The organism is Labrys sp. ALF-8 (assembly GCF_059699065.1).
Genome location: NZ_AP048537.1, coordinates 2,703,088 through 2,722,478 on the forward strand (window position 1 = coordinate 2,703,088; position 19,391 = coordinate 2,722,478).

The 19,391-nt window shown below is 65.6% G+C and carries 15 protein-coding genes; 14 read left to right on the forward strand and 1 reads right to left on the reverse strand.

Annotation, left to right across the window (positions count from 1 at the left end; all coding sequences use genetic code 11):
• Window positions 1–128 precede the first annotated feature (128 nt).
• The 14 genes from AC6H34_RS12470 to AC6H34_RS12535 all read left to right on the forward strand — a co-directional run bounded on the left by AC6H34_RS12470 (window position 129) and on the right by AC6H34_RS12535 (window position 18,144).
• Entirely contained in the window at window positions 129–377 is a 249-nt protein-coding gene (locus tag AC6H34_RS12470) for a hypothetical protein (protein ID WP_448149667.1), read from the forward strand.
• Window positions 377–3,559 (forward strand): efflux RND transporter permease subunit, encoded by a 3,183-nt coding sequence (locus AC6H34_RS12475; RefSeq protein ID WP_497539017.1) that lies wholly within the window; start codon window positions 377–379, stop codon window positions 3,557–3,559. The genes AC6H34_RS12470 and AC6H34_RS12475 overlap by 1 nt, the downstream gene beginning before the upstream one ends.
• 12 nt (window positions 3,560–3,571) lie before the next feature.
• On the forward strand, window positions 3,572–4,735 hold the full coding sequence (locus tag AC6H34_RS12480) for an efflux RND transporter periplasmic adaptor subunit (protein WP_497539018.1): 1,164 nt from the start codon (window positions 3,572–3,574) through the stop codon (window positions 4,733–4,735).
• 245 nt (window positions 4,736–4,980) lie between these two features.
• Complete coding sequence (locus AC6H34_RS12485; RefSeq protein WP_448149665.1) at window positions 4,981–5,274, forward strand: helix-turn-helix domain-containing protein; 294 nt, start codon at window positions 4,981–4,983, stop codon at window positions 5,272–5,274.
• A 4-nt stretch (window positions 5,275–5,278) separates the two neighbouring features.
• Window positions 5,279–7,288: a hydrogenase 4 subunit B gene (gene hyfB / locus AC6H34_RS12490; RefSeq protein WP_497539019.1), complete on the forward strand. Its 2,010-nt coding sequence runs from the start codon at window positions 5,279–5,281 to the stop codon at window positions 7,286–7,288.
• A complete protein-coding gene (locus tag AC6H34_RS12495; RefSeq protein ID WP_448149663.1) occupies window positions 7,279–8,229 on the forward strand; it encodes a respiratory chain complex I subunit 1 family protein in 951 nt (316 codons plus the stop codon). Before hyfB ends, AC6H34_RS12495 begins: the two co-directional genes overlap by 10 nt.
• A 1-nt stretch (window position 8,230) precedes the next feature.
• Window positions 8,231–8,893, forward strand: coding sequence for a hydrogenase-4 component E (locus AC6H34_RS12500; RefSeq protein WP_497539020.1), 663 nt, complete (start codon window positions 8,231–8,233; stop codon window positions 8,891–8,893).
• Window positions 8,890–10,332 carry a hydrogenase 4 subunit F gene (locus tag AC6H34_RS12505; protein WP_448149661.1) on the forward strand — a complete coding sequence of 481 codons (1,443 nt, stop codon included), beginning with the start codon at window positions 8,890–8,892 and terminating at the stop codon, window positions 10,330–10,332. The genes AC6H34_RS12500 and AC6H34_RS12505 overlap by 4 nt, the downstream gene beginning before the upstream one ends.
• Before the next feature lie 9 nt (window positions 10,333–10,341).
• Window positions 10,342–11,847: a hydrogenase large subunit gene (locus AC6H34_RS12510; protein ID WP_497539021.1), complete on the forward strand. Its 1,506-nt coding sequence runs from the start codon at window positions 10,342–10,344 to the stop codon at window positions 11,845–11,847.
• A gap of 112 nt (window positions 11,848–11,959) precedes the next feature.
• Window positions 11,960–12,478: an NADH-quinone oxidoreductase subunit B family protein gene (locus tag AC6H34_RS12515; protein WP_448149659.1), complete on the forward strand. Its 519-nt coding sequence runs from the start codon at window positions 11,960–11,962 to the stop codon at window positions 12,476–12,478.
• A 177-nt stretch (window positions 12,479–12,655) separates the two neighbouring features.
• Entirely contained in the window at window positions 12,656–14,644 is a 1,989-nt protein-coding gene (locus AC6H34_RS12520) for a hydantoinase/oxoprolinase N-terminal domain-containing protein (protein WP_448149658.1), read from the forward strand.
• Window positions 14,645–14,827: 183 nt separating this feature from the next.
• Entirely contained in the window at window positions 14,828–15,802 is a 975-nt protein-coding gene (locus tag AC6H34_RS12525) for a GAF domain-containing protein (protein ID WP_448149657.1), read from the forward strand.
• Window positions 15,803–16,000: 198 nt separating this feature from the next.
• Window positions 16,001–17,518: an aldehyde dehydrogenase gene (adh, locus tag AC6H34_RS12530; protein ID WP_497539022.1), complete on the forward strand. Its 1,518-nt coding sequence runs from the start codon at window positions 16,001–16,003 to the stop codon at window positions 17,516–17,518.
• 230 nt (window positions 17,519–17,748) lie between these two features.
• The gene (locus AC6H34_RS12535) at window positions 17,749–18,144 is read left to right on the forward strand and encodes a DUF779 domain-containing protein (RefSeq protein ID WP_448149655.1); all 396 of its coding nucleotides are present in this window, start codon (window positions 17,749–17,751) and stop codon (window positions 18,142–18,144) included.
• A gap of 180 nt (window positions 18,145–18,324) precedes the next feature.
• Here AC6H34_RS12535 and AC6H34_RS12540 read toward each other — a convergent pair whose 3' ends face one another.
• Window positions 18,325–19,080, reverse strand: coding sequence for an SDR family oxidoreductase (locus AC6H34_RS12540; protein WP_497539023.1), 756 nt, complete (start codon window positions 19,078–19,080; stop codon window positions 18,325–18,327).
• Window positions 19,081–19,391 lie beyond the last annotated feature (311 nt).

The following is a 19,391-nucleotide window of genomic DNA, read 5'->3' on the forward strand; positions in this document are numbered from 1 at the left end:
CCGTCAAGGACGATTCGCTGCCCGATGCCGAGGCAGGGAGCAAATCGCCGGCGCGCCACCCGAGCAGGACATTTCAATTATCGATTTCGGCGGAGCGTGCCCGGCGCGTTTTCCGCGAAGGAGGACTCATGGCTTCTCATTGCATCGATCTGACTGTCGACCAGCTGCTCAACGACCCGATGACTTTGGCGGTGATGCGGGCTGACGGCGTCGATCCCATTTCCTTCAAGGCCATGCTGGCCGGCCAGGCCGCCCGGCTTCGCGAGGCGAGAGGGACCAGCACGCCGTCCTTCGCGGCCGACAGCGTCTTTTCCGTTTCGGGAGGTCCCGCGTTCATCGCGGCAAGCGCCCCCTATGACAGTTGCAGAGCACTCTGATGGTAGGTTTTTTCATCCAACGTCCGATCTTCGCTTCGGCCATCGCCGTGATCATGGTGCTGGCCGGGGCGATTTCCTATTTCAACCTGCCCGTTTCGCAGTTTCCCGACATCACGCCGCCTCAGGTGGTTGTAAGCGCCAACTATCCCGGCGCGAGCGCCCAGGTGGTCGCCGATACCGTCACCACGCCGCTGGAGCAGCAGATCAACGGCGTCGAGGGCATGACCTATATGTCCTCCTCCTCGTCGAATGACGGCTCGTCGAACATCACGGTGACCTTCGACGTCGGCTATCCCCTGTCGATCGCGGCCGTCGACGTGCAGAACCGCGTCAGCCAGGCTGCTTCTTCGCTGCCGGCCATCGTCAACCAGGCCGGCGTCACCATCAAGAAGCAGAACCCGAACTTCGTCCTGATCGTCAACTTGACCTCTCCGGACAAGTCAGTCGATCCGGTGGCCCTGTCGAACTACGCCTATCTCCAGGTGGTCGATCCCCTGAAGCGCCTGCCGGGCGTGGGCGACGTGCAGATCTTCGGCGAACGGCGCTATTCCATGCGTGTCTGGCTCGATCCCGACAAGCTCGCCAATCTCGGCATTACCGCCGTCGATGTCCAGAATGCCATCGCCGAGCAGAATGTGCAGGTCGCCGCCGGCAAGATCGGGCAGTCGCCCGCGCCGAAGGGCACGCCGTTCGAGATGCAGGTCAATGCCACGGGCCGCCTGAGCGATCCCAAGGAGTTCGGCGACATCGTCGTGCGGGCCAATCCAGCCACCGGGTCGCTCGTGCGCCTGCACGATGTGGCGCGCATCGAACTCGGTGCCCTGCAATACGCCTCCTCCGCCTTTTTCGGCGAAGATCCCACCATCGTGCTCGCCGTTTACCAGATGCCGGGTTCGAACGCCCTCGACCTGCAGCAGCGGGTCAAGGACAAGATGCAGGAGCTCTCCAAGCGTTTTCCCAAGGGCATCGAATACGCCATGCACTACGACACGACGAAGTTCGTGTCGGCCTCCATGCATGACGTGCTGATCACCTTGGTCGAGGCGCTGATCCTCGTCGTCGCGGTGGTCTTCATCTTCCTGCAGAGCTGGCGCACCACCATCATTCCCACCATCGCGATCCCGGTATCGCTCGTCGCGACGCTGGTGGTGATGGAGATGTTCGGCTTCTCGCTCAACATGCTGAGTCTTCTTGGCATGGTGCTCGCCATCGGCCTCGTCGTCGACGACGCCATCGTGGTGGTGGAGAATGTCGAGCGCCAGCTCGAGGACGGCCACCCGCCGCTCGAGGCCGCCAAGCTTGCCATGAAGGAAGTCACCGGTCCTATCATCGCGACCACGGCCGTGCTGATGGCGGTGTTCGTGCCGGTGGCCTTCATTCCGGGCGTCGCGGGCCGGCTTTACAACCAGTTCGCCCTCACGGTGGCGATCTCGGTCGGCATCTCCGCCTTCAACTCGCTGACGCTCAGCCCGGCCCTGGCCGCGGCCTTCCTGCGCCATCGTCCGCCGACCAAATTTCCGCCTTTCCGCTGGTTCAACAGCAGCTTCGAGGCCATTTCGCACTGGTATGCCTCGATGGTGCGTGGGCTTGTCCGCTTTCGCTGGGCCGTGCTTGCGGTCTTCGTGGCGGGATTGGCGGCGACCTTCATGCTGTCCACGCGCATCGCATCCACCTTCCTGCCGGTCGAGGATCAGGGCTATTTCTTCGCCGTGATCCAGTTGCCCGACGGCGCCTCGCTGGAACGTACGGATGCCGTGGCCAAGCAGGCCCGTGCCATCCTGCAGAACACACCGGGCGTGGAGATCGTCGGCTCGATCAGCGGCCTCAACTTCCTCACCGGGGCGGCGCAGTCCAACTCGGCGGTGGAATTCGCGATACTCAAGCCGTGGGAAGAGCGTGGAGCCGGCCAGGGCGCCAGCGAGATCGTCAACGCCGTGCGGCCCAAGCTGCTGGGCATCCCCGATGCCTTCGCGCTCAGCTTCGATCCGCCTTCGATTCCGGGCCTCGGCACCACCGGCGGCTTCGAATTCCAGGTTGAGGATCTGACAGGCAAGGGTACCGCGGCGTTGAACGATGCCACCCAGGCCCTGATCGCGGAGGCGCGCAAGCAGCCTGAATTGAACCCGCAGGCGCTGTTCACGACCTTCTCGACTTCGACGCCGCAGTTCGACTACGACCTCGATCGCACCAAGGCGAAGCTCCTCGGTCTGAACCTGCCGGACGTGTTCAACACCCTGCAGATCTATCTGGGCTCGCTCTATGTGAACGACTTCAACCTGTTCGGCCGCACTTTCCGTGTGACCCTGCAGGCGGAGCAGGACGCACGCGCCAAGGCCACGGACCTGTCTCGCCTCTACGTGCGCAACAATACGGGCGACATGGTGCCGCTCTCGACGCTCGGCACGCTGAAGCCGATCGTCGGCCCGGAGACCGTGCCGCACTACAACAACTACAACTCGGCCAAGATCAACGGCAACGCCGCGCCTGGCTTCTCTTCGGGCCAGGCGGTGACGGCGATGGAACGGGCCGCGGCGACGGCGCTGCCAAACGACTTCGGCTTCGAATGGACGGGCATCACCTTCCAGGAGCTGAAGGCAGGCTCGATCGCCACCGTGGTCTTCGCGCTCGCGATCGTCTTCGTGTTCCTGATCCTGGCGGCGCAGTACGAGAGCTGGTCCATGCCTTTCATGGTCCTGCTGGCGGTGCCGCTCGCCCTGTTCGGGGCCCTGGCCGCGATCTACCTGCGCGGCATGCAGATCGACGTCTATTCGCAGATCGGCTTCGTGATGCTGATCGGCCTGGCGGCCAAGAACGCGATCCTGATCGTCGAGTTCGCCAAGCGCCGCCGCGAGGAGGGCCTCGGCATCGTCGAGTCGGCCATGGAAGCGGCAAGGCTGCGTCTGCGTCCGATCCTGATGACGGCCTTCGCCTTCATCCTCGGCGTGGTGCCGCTGATGCTGGCCACGGGTGCCGGCGCCGCGAGCCGCCAGTCGCTGGGAACCGCGGTGTTCGGCGGCATGGTCGCCGCCACCGTGCTGACGCTGATCTTCGTGCCGGTCTTCTATGCCGTTATCGAGAAGTGGCGGGAGCGTGGCTCCCGTCACGAAGACAAGCCCCATAGCGCGCCTCGGAAGGAAGAGGAACAGCATGAGCTGTTCCCTCATATCGAGGCTGCGGAATAGGAAGAATGCAACATGTCCATTCTGAGAAATCGTAGCTTGAGGATCACCACGGCGCTTGCCGTGCTGGTAGCTGCCGGCGTGTTGGTCTACGCACGCAGCGAACCCGACCTGCTGGCCCGCTTCGTCGGCGGCCCGGCCGGGGCGGCGACGACCCCGGCGCCCGCCATGCCCGCCATGCCGGTGCCGGTGACGGCAGTGGTGAAGAAGACCATCCCGGTGACGCTGGATTACTCGGCCCGCGCCGAATCCATCCGCAGCATTTCGCTGCAGCCCAAGGTTCAGGGTTACATCCTGGACCAGGCTGCCGCCGACGGCGCCGACGTCAAGCAGGGCGACCTGCTCTACCGTATCGATCCGCGTGACTTCCAGGCCGCACTCGACCAGGTGAAGGCGCAGGCCCAGCGTGATTCGGCGGCTCTCGACTATGCCAGGGCGAGCCTCAACCGCGGCAACGAGCTGTCGAAGACCGGCTTCCTGTCGAAGGACACCTTCGACCAGCGCTCCAGCAACGTTCACCAGGCCGAGGCCGCGCTTGCGGCCGACAAGGCGGCGATCCAGACGGCCGAGCTCAATCTCGGCTATACGGAGATCCGGGCGCCCTTCTCGGGCCGCATCGGCCGCAACCAGGCGCCGTCCGGCACGCTGGTGAGTCCCAGTGGCACGGCGCTCAACACGCTGGTGCAGCTCAGCCCCATCTACGTGACCTTCTCGCCGAGCGAGGCCGATCTCGCCCTGATCCAGAAGGCACGTACCGCCGGCAAGATTACGGCCGACGTCGTGGTTCCGGGGGAGGCGGGGGCAACCCATAAGGGCGAACTCACCTTCATCGACAACGCCATCGATCACGCCACCGGTACGATCACGGCGCGAGCCACCATCGCCAATGACGATCTCAGCCTGCTGCCCGGCCAGTATGTGAACGTCCACCTCACCATTGGCGAGCAGCCCGATGCCCTGATGGTGCCGCAGGTGGCGCTCGGCTCCAGCCAGCTCGGCAAATATCTCTATGTCGTGGGCGAGGGCAGCAAGGTCGACATGCGCCTGGTCGAGCTCGGCGCGGCGGAAGGGCCGCTGGTCTCGGTGACGAAGGGCATCAAGGAGGGCGACCAGATCATTTCCGGCAACCTCCAGAAGATCGGTCCCGGCATGCCCGTGCAGCCGCTGCCGGCGAAATAAGTCCCGGCGGCTCGTAGCCTCCCGGCGGCCTTTTCAATCGGATCGCCGCTGGTGCCTTGCGGCATCGTGCCCATCGTTTTTCCAACGCGACGCTCCAGATATCAGAATTGAAAGAAGGCGGCCTTTCGGGTCGCCTTTTCTTTTCAATATGATATTTTAAATATCAATAATAATTGTTGAGATGCCGATATAAATGGAATATCCATAAATACCAATAGATATTCCATCTCTTTTGGCGTTGCGCCATGATCACAGCAGCACAATTGCGGGCGGCTCGCGCCCTTCTCGGCATCGATCAGAAGGTGCTGGCGGAACGGTCCGGCCTTTCGGTGCCTACCGTCCAGCGCATGGAGTCCCGGGAGGGCGTGATCCGGGGCAATGTCGATTCCCTCATGAAGCTTGTCGGCGCGCTCGATGCCGCCGGGATCGAGCTTATCGGGGAGGGGACCATCAGCCAGGGCGGCGGACGGGGCGTCCGGTTGCGGGCGCCGGTCGTGAAGGAGCCGGACTCCGGCAATTCGGGAGCGGTGGAAGGGTAGTGCCATGCCGCTCCTCATCGTTCAGGGCTGCGTAGCCGCCTTCCTTGCCGTTGCCGTGCTGGCGTTGGTCGCCAGGCGATCTGGTTACGCCACGACCCTCGTCTACGGCCTCTCCGCGCTGATAGCCCTCGCGGCTCTCCTCGCATCCCTCGGCCAGCTCTTGTCGGATGGCACGCCGGCCGATGTCGTCCTGCCTCTGGGCCTGCCCTGGATCGGTGCCCGGCTGCACCTGGATGCCCTCAGCGCCTTTTTCCTCGCCGTCGTCAATCTCGGCGGGGTCGCTGCCAGCGTCTACGGTCTTGGCTATGGCCATCACGAGAGCGAGCCGCAGCGCGTGCTGCCGTTCTTTCCGGCCTTCCTCGCCGGCATGACGATGGCGGTGCTGGCAGCAGACGCCTTCAGCTTCCTGTTCTCATGGGAGCTGATGTCGCTCGCATCCTGGGCCCTGGTGCTCGCCCATCACCGGGAAGCGGATAACCGGCAGGCCGGTTATGTCTATATCGTCATGGCGGGCTTCGGCACCATGGCGTTGCTGCTGGCCTTCGGGCTGCTGGCGGGCGATGCCGGTTCCTTCACCTTCGCCGAGATCCGCGCCCACCATCCGGCACCCGTGATCGCCGGCGCCGTGCTGGTCCTCGCCCTGCTGGGGGCGGGTTCCAAGGCCGGGCTCGTCCCGCTGCATGTCTGGCTACCGCTGGCCCATCCCGCCGCGCCGAGCCACGTCTCAGCCCTGATGAGCGGCGTGATGACCAAGGTCGCGATCTACGCCTTCATGCGCATCGTCTTCGACCTCGCGGGCCCGCCGGCATGGTGGTGGAGCATCCCCGTCCTGGTGGCAGGGGGCGGTACGGCGGTGATCGGTATCCTGCATGCCCTGATGCAGACCGATTTCAAGCGCCTGCTCGCCTACAGCACCATCGAGAATATAGGGCTGGTCTTCGCCGGGCTCGGGCTCGCGCTGGCGTTCGAGGCCAACGGCCTGCCCGCGGCCGCTGCCCTTGCCGTAACCGCCGCACTCTTCCATGTCTTCAATCACGCCCTTTTCAAGAGCCTTCTGTTCTTCGGCGCCGGTGCGGTTCTGACTGCCACGGGACAGCGCCGCCTCGACGGGCTGGGAGGGCTCATACACCGCATGCCCGTCACCAGCGTCCTGGTGCTCGTCGCCTGCGTCGCCATCTCGGCACTGCCGCCTCTGAACGGCTTTGCCTCCGAATGGCTGACCTTCCAGGCCATCCTCCTCAGCCCGCAGGTCCCGGAATGGGGGCTTAAGCTGCTGGTCCCGGCAGTGGGCGCATTGCTGGCTCTCTCGGCGGCGCTGGCGGCGGCCTGCTTCGTACGGGCCTACGGCGTGGTCTTCCTGGGCAGGCCGAGGAGCGCCGCCGCCGAGGAGGCGGTCGAGGTCGACCGCTGGTCGCTGGGGGCCATGGCTGCCCTCGCGCTGCTGTGCGTGCTGGCGGGCATCCTTCCCGGCGTCGTCATCGACGCCCTGGCGCCCGCGGTGCATTTCGCGGTGGGCGAGCGCATGCCTGTGCAGTCCGGTGTCGACTGGCTCACCATCATTCCCGTGGCAGCGAGCCGCAGTTCCTATAATGGCCTGCTCGTCTTCCTGTTCATCACCTTCTCGGCTTCGGTCTCGGCCTATGCCATCCATCGTCTGGCCTCGCGAGCCGTGCGACGCACGCCGGCCTGGGACTGCGGCTTTCCCGATCCGAGTCCGGTGACGCAATACAGCGCGACCAGCTTTGCCCAGCCGATCCGCCGGGTCTACGGCAGCACGCTCTTCCGCGCCCGCGAGATCGTCGACATGCCGGCTCCCGGCGACATGCGCCCGGCCCGGCTGGTGGTCGTCCTGCATGACCTCGCCTGGGACGGCCTCTATTCGCCGCTGACCCGGATCGTGCAGTTCATCGCCGGTCATCTCGACCGCCTGCACTTCCTGACCATCCGCCAATATCTGAGCCTGGTCTTTCTCTCCCTCGTCCTGCTTCTCATGGTGCTGGCGCTATGGGGGTGATCGCAAGCCTGGCCGTGCAGGCCATCCAGATGCTGCTCGTGCTGCTGCTGGCTCCGCTGCTGACGGGCCTGGTGCGGCGCATCAAGGCCCATCTCCTGCGGCGCCGCGGCCCCTCGCCGCTGCAGCCCTACCGTGACCTTCTCAGGTTACTGCGCAAGGAAGCGGTGCTCGCCCACAACGCTTCCTGGCTGTTCCGTTCGACGCCCTACATGATCTTCGCCGCGACATGGGTGGCCGCCGCCCTGGTGCCGACCTTCGCCACCGGGCTGCAGTTCAGCTGGTCGGCGGATCTCATCGTGGTGATCGCGCTGCTCGGCAGCGGGCGCTTCTTCCTGGCCCTTGCCGGCATGGACATCGGCACCAGCTTTGGCGGCATCGGCGCCAGCCGCGAAATGATGATCGCGTCCCTGGCCGAGCCCGCCATGATCATGATCGTCTTCTCGCTGGCGTTGCTGGCGGGATCGACGCAGCTCTCTTATCTCGCCGGCTTCATGACCTCGGTGGGGCTGCGCGTTTCGCTGGCCCTCGCCCTGATCGCGATGGTGATGGTGGCGATCGCCGAGAACGGCCGCATCCCCGTCGACAATCCGGCCACGCACCTCGAACTCACCATGGTGCACGAGGCCATGGTGCTCGAATATTCCGGGCGGCATCTCGCCCTGATCGAGCTCTCGGCCTCGCTGAAGTTGCTGCTCTACATGTCGCTGATCGGCTGCGTCTTCCTGCCCTGGGGGCTTGCGGCACCCGGCAGCGGCCTTGCCGACCATCTCGTCGGCGTTCTCGCCTTCCTGGTGAAGCTCGCGGTCGGCGCCGGCCTCCTGGCACTGTTCGAGACCACCATCGCGAAGATGCGCGTTTTCCGCGTTCCCGATTTCCTCGGCGTGGCCCTGATGCTCAGCCTCCTGGGCGCGCTGCTGCTCTTCGTCTCGCGGAGCCTGTGAGATGCCGACGCTTTCCCTGGACATAGCCCACATGCTCGCCGGCGGCCTGGTGCTGGTGAGCTTCATGATGCTCTACCAGAACCGGCTCTACGCCCTCCTGAACATCTTCGCGCTGCAGGCCGTGGTCCTGTCCCTGTCGGTGGCCTGGCAGGCCTGGATCCAGGATGCCTACCACCTGTTCGTCACGGCCCTGATCGCCCTCGTCTTCAAGGCGATCATCATCCCGGTGGCACTGCACCGCATCGTCGCGCGCCTCGGCATCCACCGCGAGGTCGAGACCGTGGTCGGCCTTGGGCCGACAATGCTCGCCGGCATGGGGCTGGTGGCGCTCTCCATGGTCATCATGCTGCGGGTGACGACGGGCGCCGATGCGCTCGCCCGGGAGGACCTCGCCTTCGCGCTCTCCGTGGTGCTGCTCGGCTTCCTCATGATGGTGACGCGCCGCAATGCGGTCAGCCAGGTCGTCGGCTTCATGTCGATGGAGAACGGACTCATCCTCGCCGGCACCGGCGCCAAGGGCATGCCCCTTGTCGTCGAGATCAGCGTGGCCTTCTCGGTGCTCATCGCCCTCATCGTCATCGGCATCTTCCTCTTCCGCATCAGCGAGCGCTTCGACACGGTGGACTCGAAGGCGCTGGACCGTTTCCGGGGAGAACGCCGATGATCCTGCCGGATGCCACCGCCCTGATCCTGCTGATACCCGTGCTCGCCGCCATCGTGCTCGCCCTGCTGCGCGACTACCGGATCTCTGCCCGCCTCAACGTGCTCGCTACCTTCCTGACCTTGCTGGCGGCGCTCTCGCTGCTTTTGCACCAGCCCCAGGCCGGGACCTATGTCGTGGTGGACGACCTCAACGTGGTCTTCGTCGTCCTCAACAATTTTGTCGGCTTCACCACCAGCCTCTTCAGCGCCAGCTACATCGCCCATGAGTTGGAGACCGGCCGGCTGACGCCCGTCCACCTGCGCTTCTACCACGCGATGTACCAGGTGCTGCTCTTTGCGATGAACCTGGCGCTGCTGGCCAACAATATCGGGCTGATCTGGGTGGCCATCGAGCTTGCCACGCTCACCACCGTGCTGATGGTCGGCATCTACCGCACCCATGAGGCGATCGAGGCGGCCTGGAAATATTTCATCCTCGGCAGTGTCGGCATCGCGCTCGCCCTGTTCGGCACCATCCTCGTCTACATGGCCGCGCGCCCGGTTGTGGGCGAGGGCTTCGACGGCATGATCTGGACGGTGCTGATCGCCCATGCGCCGGCCTTCGATCCGGCCATGCTCAACCTCGCCTTCATCTTCCTGCTGCTCGGCTACGGCACCAAGGTGGGTCTCGTCCCGCTGCACGCCTGGCTTCCTGACGCCCACGCGGAGGGCCCGACGCCGATCTCGGCCGTATTGTCGGGGCTGCTGCTCAACGTGGCGCTCTATGCAGTGTTGCGCTTCAAGCTGTTGCTGGCGGCCAACGAGGCGGCCATCGCGCCCGGCCCGCTGCTGGTGACGCTAGGCCTGATCTCGATCCTCTTCGCCGGCTTCATGCTCTACCGGCGCCGCGACATGAAGCGCATGTTCGCCTATTCCTCGATCGAGCACATGGGGATCATGGCCTTCGCGTTCGGCATGGGCGGCCCGATAGCCAATTTCGCGGGGCTGCTGCACATGACCATGCACAGCCTGACCAAATCCGCCATCTTCTTTGCCGTCGGCCATGTCGCGCAGGTCAAGGGCACCCAGACCATGTCGGAGATCGGAGGACTGACCAAGAGCCATCCCTGGCTCGGCTGGGGCCTGGTACTCGGCGTGCTCGCCATCGTCGGCCTGCCGCCCTTCGGCGTGTTCATGAGCGAGTTCCTGGTGATCAGCTCGACTTTCAGCCGCCGGCCGGAACTTGCCCTGCTGCTGGTGGCGGGCCTGCTGATCGCGCTCGGCGCGCTCCTGCTGCGCCTGCATGGCCTGGCTTTCGGAGAGGTGAAGGGCGAGACGGGCGAGGTCAAGGCTTCCTACTGGCCGCTTGCCGTTCATCTGGCGCTGATCCTGCTGGCCGGCATCTACCTGCCGGGGCCGCTCGTCGCCTGGTTCCAGCATGTCGCCCGGATGCTGGGTTAGGAGGGGACCATGGCGGGATTCTCCGGATTGACGGCCGGGCGCGAGGCAAGCGAGACACAGCGGCCCTGGCCGCGCTTCGAGGTCGATGCCGCGACCTGGGAAGCGCTCGGCGTCGCCCTCGATGCGGGTGAGGTGTGCCTCCTGGCCCTATGGGGCGACTCCGCTTCCGTCCATGCCGCCATACGCGACGAGGACAAACGCGATATCGCCGTGCTGACGCTGGCCTGTCCGGACGGCGTCTTTGCCTCGCTCGGCCGCCATCATCCTCCGGCGCTGCGCTCCGAGCGGGCCATTCAGGATCTGTTCGGCTTTACCGCTGCCGGGCTGCCAGATGCCAGGCCCTGGCTCGATCACGACCGCTGGACGGTGGGCTCTCCCCTCGGCACGGCGCAGGCGACGCCCCCGATGCCGAGACCCTACGCCTTCCTGGCCGCCCAGGGAGAGGGACTGCATCAGATCCCGGTCGGTCCGGTGCATGCGGGCGTGATCGAGCCCGGCCATTTCCGCTTCAACGCCAGCGGCGAGGCAGTGGTGCGGCTGGAGGAGCGCCTCGGCTACACGCACAAGGGCGTCGAGAAGCTCATGGCGGGCGCGGCCCTCGACAAGGCCGCGCAACTGGCCGGCCGTGTGTCCGGCGACAGTACGGTGGCTTATGCGCTTGCCTTCGCGCAGTCCGTGGAGGCGGCGCTCGGTGTCGAGCCGCCGGTCCGCGCCGTCTGGCTGCGCGCGCTGATGGCCGAACTCGAGAGGCTTGCCAATCATTTCGGCGATATAGGGGCCATCTGCAACGATGCTGCCTTCGCTCTCATGCTCGCCCATTGCGGCGTGCTGCGGGAGCGCGTCCTGCGCGCCGCGATGACCTGCTTCGGGCATCGGCTGATGATGGACCGCGTGGTACCCGGCGGCGTCGCCGCAGACCTGTCACCAGAGGGACGAGCCTGCCTCCGTACCCTGCTGGACGACGTTCGCAAGGCCTTTCCTCCGTTGATAAGGCTCTATGACGACACGACTTCGCTGCAGGACCGCACTGTCGGCACGGGCATCGTGAGCAAGGCCCTGGCGCGCCAGTTCGCCGTCGGCGGCTATGTCGGACGGGCGTCGGGGCGGAACTTCGATGTCCGGCGCGATCACCCCTATGCGCCCTATGGAGATCTGCGCTTCGAAGTGCCTGTCTTCGGGGAGGGGGACGTCAATGCCCGTGTTTGGGTACGCATCCGCGAGGTCGAGCAGAGCCTGTCGCTGGTCGAGCAGATTCTCGGCTCCCTGCCGGAGGGCGACATCCGCGTGGCGGTCGAAGGGGGCAGCGGCGAAGGCCTGGGTCTTGTCGAGGGCTTTCGCGGCGATATTCTGGCCTGGACGGCCATCGAGGACGGCCTCGTGCGCCGCTGCCATCTGCGTGATCCCTCCTGGTTCCAGTGGCCGCTCCTGGAGGCGGCCATCGAAGGCAACATCGTCGCCGATTTCCCTCTCTGCAACAAATCCTTCAACTGTTCCTACTCCGGGCACGATCTCTAGAGCAAAGCGCGTTTAGGTAGAAACGCCGCTTTCTTTAACTCTTTGTTTTTCGACGCGTCCTTGTGTTTTGCCGATCCCGTCAGAACACAAAACGCTCTGGAAGGAGTCGACCATGCGGCGAACCCTTTTCGACACCATCCGCCGGGCGCCTCTTACGGAGCCTGCGCCTCTGCCGGACGATCCGGAACTGAAGGCGCTTGCCGCCAGGCTCGACAAGGCGGCGCGCGCGCGGCTCGGCCGCAGTCTCGCCATCCGGGAGGTGGACGCCGGCTCCTGCAATGGCTGTGAACTGGAGATCAACGCCCTCTCGAACGCCTTCTACGACTTCGAACGCTTCGGGCTCCACATCGTCGCCTCGCCCCGCCACGCCGACGTGCTACTGGTCACCGGCCCGGTCACGCTCAACATGCGTGAGGCTCTCCTGCGTACCCATGACGCCGTGCCCGCGCCCAAATGGGTGGTGGCGGTGGGCGGCTGTGCCCTCGACGGCGGCATCTTCGCCGGCAGCTACGCCTGCGCCGCCGGCGTCGCAAGCGTGGTGCCGGTGGACCTCCACATCCCCGGCTGCCCGCCTTCGCCGACAGCGCTGTTGAAGGGACTGCTTGCGTTGATGGAACGGACCAGCGGATAACTCGCTGAGAGCCACGAGTCCGTTCTTTTGGCCCCGGAGGCGCAGTAGTTGACTGATACAGTCGATGTCCTCGGGCCTTAGTCCAATCGCTATAGGACTGTTCGAATTGTAGTGCTCGACCTTTCGAGCACCTTCCGCTATCACCCCCGCACACTCCCCGTTTTCTCTGCGGATTTCATGTCCCTTCTCCTCGGCATCGATACTGGCGGCACGTTCACCGATGCCGTGCTCTATGACGAAACATCCGGCGTCGTCGCCAAGGCGAAGTCCCTGACTACGCATCATGATCTCGCGATCGGCGTCGGGGGCGCCGTTGGAGCCGTGCTGGAGCAGTCGGGGGTCGATCCGGCGCTTATTTCGTTGGTGTCGCTCTCCACCACGCTGGCCACCAATGCCATGGTGGAGGGGCAGGGCGGGCGCGTCGGGCTCGTCTATATCGGCTTCGATGCCGCCGACGCCGAGCGTCCCGATCTGAAGGCGGCGCTGAACGGCGACCCGGTGCTTCTGATCGGCGGCGGGCACGATGCGATGGGCCAGGCGCGGGCGCCGCTCGATGCAGCCGTGCTGGCGGTGGAGGCCAGGCGCCTCGCCCCCTCGCTCACCGGCTTTGCGGTTACCGGTCGCTTTGCCGTGCTCGATCCTTCCCACGAGATCGCCGCACGCGAGATCCTGCGCCATGAAACCGGCCTGCCGGTCACCTGCGGGCATGAGCTTTCCGCCAAGCTCGACGGTCCGAAGCGGGCGCTCACCTGCGTGCTCAATGCCCGTCTGATCCATCTGCTTGAAGCGTTGATCGCAGCGACGGAGGGGCGGCTCGCGGCGCTCGGCATCTCGGCGCCGCTGATGGTGGTGCGGGGAGACGGCTCGCTGGTCGCGGCGGAAGTGGCCAAGACCAAGCCGATCGAGACGATCTTCTCCGGCCCCGCGGCCAGTGCCGTCGGCGGCGCCTTTCTTGCCAAGGCGCCGGATGCGCTGGTTTCCGATATCGGCGGCACCACCACCGACGTCGTCGTGCTGCGCGAAGGGCGCCCCCGCATCGATCCGGCCGGCGCGCTGATCGGCGGCTTCCGCACCATGGTGGAGGCCATCGCCATCCGTACCTGCGGCCTCGGCGGCGACAGCGAGGTCTCCATCGAGCAGCATGGGCTGGAGAGCCATCTCAAGCTCGGCCCGCGCCGCGCCGTGCCGCTGTCGCTGCTGGCGACAAGCCATGCCGATCTCGTGCATGCCACGCTCGAGCGGCAGTTGCGCGCCGATATGCCGAACGAGCTTTTCGGCCGCTTCGCCCTGCGCCTCAACCCTTCGCGCGCCGAATTGCCGGCGCTGGAAGCCGAAGTGCTGGCGCGGCTCGAACAGGGGCCGCAGGCGGCCGACAAGCTCATCCAGAACCGGCGTGAACTCAATGCGCTGCAGCGCCTGGTGAACCGGCGTCTTGCCATCATGGCCTCGCTCACCCCCTCCGATGCTGCCCATGTGCTCGGCCTGCATGAGGCCTGGGACATGACCGCTGCCGAGAAGGGCATGCTGCTGTTCTGCCGGCGGCGGAACGCGATGGGCCTTCCCTTCGCGGAGACGCCCGACATCCTGGCGCGCCAGATCATCGGCACGCTCACGCGACGCTCGGCGGAATTCCTGCTCGAATGCGCGCTGGCCGAGGATGGCTTCCGCGAGCAGGGCCTCTCGCGCCATGCCCTGGCTGCTGCCGCCCTCGACGGCCATAGCGGCCTGGTGCGCATCGGCCTCTCGCTCACGACGCCTGTCGTCGGGCTCGGTGCTTCAGCCGCCACTTATTACGGCGATATCGCCGGGCTTGTCGGCGCGCCCTCCCTGGTGCCGGAGCATGCCGAGGTCGCCAATGCCGTCGGCGCCGTGGTCGGCGGCGTGCATGTCAGCGCCGAAGTGAAGGTGCTGCAGCCTGTGGAAGGCATCTTTCGTGTCTTCACCCGGGGCGGCACGCGCGACATCACGGACCTCACGCAGGCGCTCGCCTTTGCCGAGACGACGGCGCGCGAACAGTCCGAGGCGGAGGCGTTGCAGGCCGGCGCGGCCACGGTGGAGATCGCCGTCAGCGTCGACCAGAAAAAGGTGGTCGCCGAGGGGCGCGAGCTTTTCGTCGAGGCGCTGGTGACGGCGCGCGCCTCGGGGCGGCCGCGCATAAGCGGGTAGCACCGGGAGAGGCGTCGGATGATTTTCTTTATCCAAATCGCTTTGAGCGAAGATCAAAATCACCTCGCCGGTTGACACCTCGCCGTTTTCAATCGGAATATGCCGGCAACCGCGTCGATGATCGGGATGGCCCTCTTGCTCCCGTGATCCGAAAGCATGCGGAGGGCGGAGCGAATGCCGGGAATGGGTAACGCGGACCGCGCGCATCATGCGGATCTGGTCTACGCAATTCTGAACGAGGGAAGCGCGACGGCGCAATCGGCCGTGGCTGCCTCCTGGTCGCGTTCGCTCACCCATTACGGCCTCGATCCCGACCATGCGCCCCCGCCTCAGCGGCTGACCCATCATGAATTCCGGACGGCCTATGACCGCATGGAGCCGTTCGTGCGCCTCGCCCAGGGCACGCTCGACCGCCTCTTCCAGTCGGTCGGCGATGCCGGGTGCTGCGTGCTCCTCACCGACGGCGAAGGCGTTCCCCTCGACCGGCGCGGCATGGCCGGGGACGATGCCGATTTCCTCGCGGTCGGCCTGTGGACCGGCATGGTCTGGAGCGAGGCGAGCGAGGGCACCAACGGCGTCGGCACCTGCATCGCAGAGGGACGCGCTCTGACCATCCATCGCGAGGAGCATTTCCTCACGCGCAATATCGGCCTGAGCTGCACGGTGGCGCCGATCTGGGATGCCCAGGGCCGGCAGATGGCCGCGCTCGACGTCTCGACCTGCCGTTCGGACCTGACACCGGCCATCCTCAAGCTGGTGGCCGCCGCGACGCGGGAGGCAGCGCACCGGATCGAGACACATCATTTCCGCGAGACGTTCCGCCATGCGCGCATCCTCGTCGGTCCCGACCTCGGCAACGGCCCTGCCGGCCTGCTGGCTGTCGACCGCGAGGATCTGGTCATCGGCGCCAGCCGCGCAGCACGTCTCGCTTATGGTTTGACGGACGAGCGCCTGCTCCGCCCCTTCCCAGCGGAGGATCTGCTCGGCGGGGACGACACGCGGCCGGAGCAAGGGCTCGTCACCGCCGAGCGCGCTGCCGTGCGGCAGGCTCTCTCGCGCTCCAAGGGCAACGTCTCCGCTGCCGCCCGCCTGCTCGGCATCAGCCGCGCCACCATGCACCGCAAGCTCGATCGGCTCGGCATAGCCCGGGAAGGGTAGGCCGACACGGGGTCGCGCCGCCGGCCTTCGCGGCGGAGACCCGGGACTGTGTCTTCCGTTTTTCTCCGCCCACCTGTCTCACTGCTGCGACACTTGCCCCTCGCAATCGTCGTGCCCGTCCTGACAGCGCGCGTTTTCAGTCTCATCCTGCGGCTCTGACGACGCCGCATCATGGCGCGCATCAAGGAGGAGACCTGCATGAACAAGCCCGAACTCATCCGCTCGCCCGGAACCCTGTTCAAGAAGCGCTATGGCAATTTCATCGGCGGCAAATGGGTCGAGCCTGCGAACGGCCAGTATTTCGAGAATACGTCCCCCATCAATGGCCGCGTGATCTGCGAGATCGCACGCTCGGACGCCAAGGACATCGAGGCCGCGCTCGACGCCGCCCATGCCGCCAAGGATGCCTGGGGCCGCACCAGCGCTGCCGAACGCTCGCTCCTTCTGCTCCGCATCGCGCAGGTCATCGAGGACAATCTGCATACGCTCGCCCTTGCCGAGACCTGGGACAACGGCAAGCCGATCCGCGAAAGCACGGCCGCAGACCTGCCGCTGGGCGTCGATCATTTCCGCTATTTCGCCGGTGTCCTGCGTGCGCAGGAAGGCGCTCTCTCCGAGATCGACCACGATACCGTCGCCTATCACTTCCATGAGCCGCTCGGCGTGGTGGGCCAGATCATTCCCTGGAACTTCCCGCTGCTGATGGCGATCTGGAAGCTCGCCCCGGCGCTTGCCGCCGGCAACTGCGTGGTCCTCAAGCCCGCCGAGCAGACGCCCGCTTCCATCCTCGTCCTCGCCGAACTGATCGCCGACATCCTGCCGCCCGGCGTGCTCAACATCGTCAATGGCTTCGGCCTCGAAGCCGGCAAGCCGCTCGCCTCCTCGAACCGCATCGCCAAGATCGCCTTTACCGGCGAGACCACGACGGGCCGGCTGATCATGCAATATGCCAGCCAGAACCTCATTCCCGTCACGCTGGAACTCGGCGGCAAGTCGCCCAACATCTTCTTCAAGGACGTCGCCGCCGAGGATGACGACTTCCTCGACAAGGCCATCGAGGGCTTCGTGATGTTCGCGCTCAACCAGGGTGAGGTCTGCACCTGCCCCAGCCGCGCACTCGTGCATGAGAGCATCTATGACCGCTTCATCGAAAAGGCCCTGAAGCGCGTCCAGGCCATCAAGCAGGGCGACCCGCTCGACCCCACCACGATGATCGGCGCGCAGGCCTCCTCCGAGCAGCTCGAGAAGATCCTCAGCTATTTCGACATCGGCCGGCAGGAAGGTGCCGAGGTTCTCACGGGCGGCGAACGCAACAACCTGCCCGGAGACCTGGCCGGCGGCTACTACGTCAAGCCGACCGTGTTCAAGGGCACCAACAAGATGCGGATCTTCCAGGAGGAGATCTTCGGGCCCGTCGTCTCGGTGACCACCTTCAAGACCGACGAGGAGGCGCTCTCCGTCGCCAATGACACGCTCTATGGCCTCGGCGCCGGCATCTGGACCCGCGACGGCACCCGCGCCTATCGCTTCGGCCGAGCCATCCAGGCCGGGCGCGTATGGACGAACTGCTATCACGCTTATCCGGCCCACGCGGCCTTCGGCGGCTACAAGCAGTCCGGCATCGGCCGCGAGACGCACAAGATGATGCTCGACCACTACCAGCAGACCAAGAACCTGCTGGTGAGCTACTCGCCGAAGAAACTCGGCTTCTTCTGATGTCTGGAGCGCCGGTCCCCGGGCCGGCGCTTCTGCCCTGCGGGGAAGCGCGGCCTGCGCTGGCCAAGCAGCGAGTGTCGATCTCAAGCCACATCTGCCAACGCCGATATGGCGGACCGACATTCCGGAAACGTCGCTCCTGCCGGATATGGTGATGCCGATCGGTGATCGACACTGCGTGTTTCCTGCGCCATTCTCCTTAGCCGCCACGCCATACCAGGAGCCTTCCCATGGACGAATCCATTCCGGACCGTGTGACGGCCACGCCGGCGGCTCTGGCGCTGATCGAAACCCTGCGCGCCAAGTACGGTCCAATCCTCTTCCATCAGTCGGGCGGCTGCTGCGACGGCTCCTCGCCGATGTGCTACCCGCAGAGCGACTTCCTCGTCGGTGACAGGGACGTGCTGCTTGGAACCATCGGGGATGCGCCGGTTTACATCAGCGAGTCGCAATTTGCCGCGTGGGCGCATACCCAGCTGATCATCGACGTCGTACCCGGTCGGGGCGGCATGTTCTCCCTCGACAACGGCACGGAGAAGCGTTTCATCACCCGCTCCCGTGCGTTCTCGGGCGAGGAGATGTGCGTGCTGCCGACGGCGCGCAGCTATCGCGAGACGGTCGGCTGAGCGATATCCCGAAGCCTTGCCTATGGCAGCCCAGCCGATGCCGGGATCGATCACTGGCTCTCGAACGGCCAGGTCGATGAAATATCCAGGAACTAGGCCTTGCCGTTGGCGATTGCTGAAGGAGATCAGCATCGACCGACTGCTTTCCGGGTGCGCGGGCACCCGGAGGATGTAGAGCCCCTATCCTCGTCCGACCAGCGGCATCTTCGTGGCCATCACCGTCATGAACTGCACATTGGCTTCGAGCGGCAGGCCGGCCATGTAGATGACGGCGTCGGCGACGTGCTTCACGTCGAAGGTTGGCTCGGGCTTGATCGAGCCGTCGGCCTGCGGCACGCCGCCGGGCATCTTGGACGCCATAGGCGTCAAGGTATTGCCGATGTCGATCTGGCCGCAGGCGATATCGTATTTGCGGCCGTCCAGCGAACTCGACTTGGTAAGGCCCGTCACCGCATGCTTGGAGGCGGTGTAGGGCGCTGAGTTCGGGCGCGGGGCGGTGGCCGAGATCGAGCCGTTGTTGATGATACGCCCGCCGCGCGGCGTCTGGCTCTTCATCACGCGGAACGCTTCCTTGGTGCACAGGAACACGCCGGTGATGTTGGTGTCGATCACTGCCTTCCACTGCTCGAAGGGGAGGTCCTCGATCGGCAGGCCTTGCGCGATGGTGCCGGCATTGTTGAAGACGAGGTCCACCCTTCCGAATTCCGCCACGGTGGCGTCGAACAACGCGGCCACGGAGGCCGGGTCCGTCACATCCGATGGGATGGCGCGAGCGGAAGCCGCCTTGGGGCTTTCGGCGATGGCGGCCTCCAGGGCCTCCTTGCGGCGGCCTGTGAACACCACCGTCCAGCCGTCCTCCAGGAGCGCCAGCGCGACAGCCTTGCCGATACCCGTCGCTGCGCCCGTGACGATGGCGATCCTACCCTGACCCGACATGCGTTTCTCCCTGATTCTCGATGCTTTCCCCGCAATGAAGCATTTTGCCAATAGGTCGGACAAGTGATGTTTTGGCGCAGGGGGAAAACAGGCATGGTCTCGCCGGCCGCGACTCCGCTCGCACGGGCATCTTGCCCGGGAGGCATGAGATGGGAGTGTCGATCCCGCCACTTCGGCTTGCCGAAGAGGCGGGATCGACATCCGGAACATGCTGCGGTTCATCGGAAAGGAAGAGGGCGATCGGTGATCGCCCCTCCGGGCCAGGCGCAACCTTCGCCCGTGAAGTCAGTCGTCGCAGGCAGGATACCCGT

What these genes read in the sequence shown, in the direction of transcription:
- AC6H34_RS12470 (WP_448149667.1), top strand. Translation starts at nt 129, where the DNA reads ATGGCTTCTCATTGCATCGATCTGACTGTCGACCAGCTGCTCAACGAC.
- AC6H34_RS12475 (WP_497539017.1), top strand. Translation starts at nt 377, where the DNA reads ATGGTAGGTTTTTTCATCCAACGTCCGATCTTCGCTTCGGCCATCGCC.
- AC6H34_RS12480 (WP_497539018.1), top strand. Translation starts at nt 3,572, where the DNA reads ATGTCCATTCTGAGAAATCGTAGCTTGAGGATCACCACGGCGCTTGCC.
- AC6H34_RS12485 (WP_448149665.1), top strand. Translation starts at nt 4,981, where the DNA reads ATGATCACAGCAGCACAATTGCGGGCGGCTCGCGCCCTTCTCGGCATC.
- hyfB (WP_497539019.1), top strand. Translation starts at nt 5,279, where the DNA reads ATGCCGCTCCTCATCGTTCAGGGCTGCGTAGCCGCCTTCCTTGCCGTT.
- AC6H34_RS12495 (WP_448149663.1), top strand. Translation starts at nt 7,279, where the DNA reads ATGGGGGTGATCGCAAGCCTGGCCGTGCAGGCCATCCAGATGCTGCTC.
- AC6H34_RS12500 (WP_497539020.1), top strand. Translation starts at nt 8,231, where the DNA reads ATGCCGACGCTTTCCCTGGACATAGCCCACATGCTCGCCGGCGGCCTG.
- AC6H34_RS12505 (WP_448149661.1), top strand. Translation starts at nt 8,890, where the DNA reads ATGATCCTGCCGGATGCCACCGCCCTGATCCTGCTGATACCCGTGCTC.
- AC6H34_RS12510 (WP_497539021.1), top strand. Translation starts at nt 10,342, where the DNA reads ATGGCGGGATTCTCCGGATTGACGGCCGGGCGCGAGGCAAGCGAGACA.
- AC6H34_RS12515 (WP_448149659.1), top strand. Translation starts at nt 11,960, where the DNA reads ATGCGGCGAACCCTTTTCGACACCATCCGCCGGGCGCCTCTTACGGAG.
- AC6H34_RS12520 (WP_448149658.1), top strand. Translation starts at nt 12,656, where the DNA reads ATGTCCCTTCTCCTCGGCATCGATACTGGCGGCACGTTCACCGATGCC.
- AC6H34_RS12525 (WP_448149657.1), top strand. Translation starts at nt 14,828, where the DNA reads ATGGGTAACGCGGACCGCGCGCATCATGCGGATCTGGTCTACGCAATT.
- adh (WP_497539022.1), top strand. Translation starts at nt 16,001, where the DNA reads ATGAACAAGCCCGAACTCATCCGCTCGCCCGGAACCCTGTTCAAGAAG.
- AC6H34_RS12535 (WP_448149655.1), top strand. Translation starts at nt 17,749, where the DNA reads ATGGACGAATCCATTCCGGACCGTGTGACGGCCACGCCGGCGGCTCTG.
- AC6H34_RS12540 (WP_497539023.1), bottom strand. Translation starts at nt 19,080, where the DNA reads ATGTCGGGTCAGGGTAGGATCGCCATCGTCACGGGCGCAGCGACGGGT.